General features: G+C 37.2%; 1 protein-coding gene. It reads right to left on the reverse strand.

Annotation, left to right across the window (positions count from 1 at the left end; all coding sequences use genetic code 11):
- Window positions 1-696: OpgC family protein (locus ACFIK8_RS11575; protein WP_375669512.1), on the reverse strand; the 696-nt coding region annotated here is incomplete at both ends.

Consider the following 696-nt stretch of genomic DNA (forward strand, 5'->3'; position numbering starts at 1 on the left):
AAAAGCAATCCAAAAAGGCTGAAAGGCAATTGTTTTTCCCTGTTTAAGAGATACAGCACTGATCAACCCTATAACAAAAAGCACTTGCCATGACAGGGGGTTCAAAAACCACTTTCCTTGTAATGGATAAGAAGGAAGGGCAATTTCATAAAGTCCACAGATGAGGTACAGCATAAACGAGCCTAAAAGCAACAGCCCTTTCCGTTTACAACTCAAATAAAGCACAAAAGGCGCAAAAAGTGTCAGCACAATATAAAGTGGAAGAATGTTATTATACCCCAATTGATGTCCAAAACTTAAGGTGCTAAAAAATGCGATAAAGGGTTGTGTAAAAAATAAACCCACATTGTTCATCGATAAAAGTTTCTCTGTGCGCCACAATAAAAAGGCTCCGGAAAAAAGACTTAAAGTTGCAAAGGTGGTAAAAAGATATGCCCTATAAAGCCGGAAAGCTCTGCGCCAAAGTTTGCGCACAATAAAAGTAAAAGACTCCTGATGTAAGCGCGGATAAAAGCTTAATCCAAGAGAAACTCCTGAAAGCAAAACAAATATTTCTGCTGAATCAGAAAAACCAAAATTTTTATGTGTTATTGTTTCATAGAGAGTTCCGGGAATATGGTTGATGAAAATCGTCAATAAGGCTAAAGAACGAAAAACATCAATGCGTTTATCACGACGAAAAGGATGCATTTTATG

Source organism: Bartonella sp. MR168JLCBS (assembly GCF_042194175.1).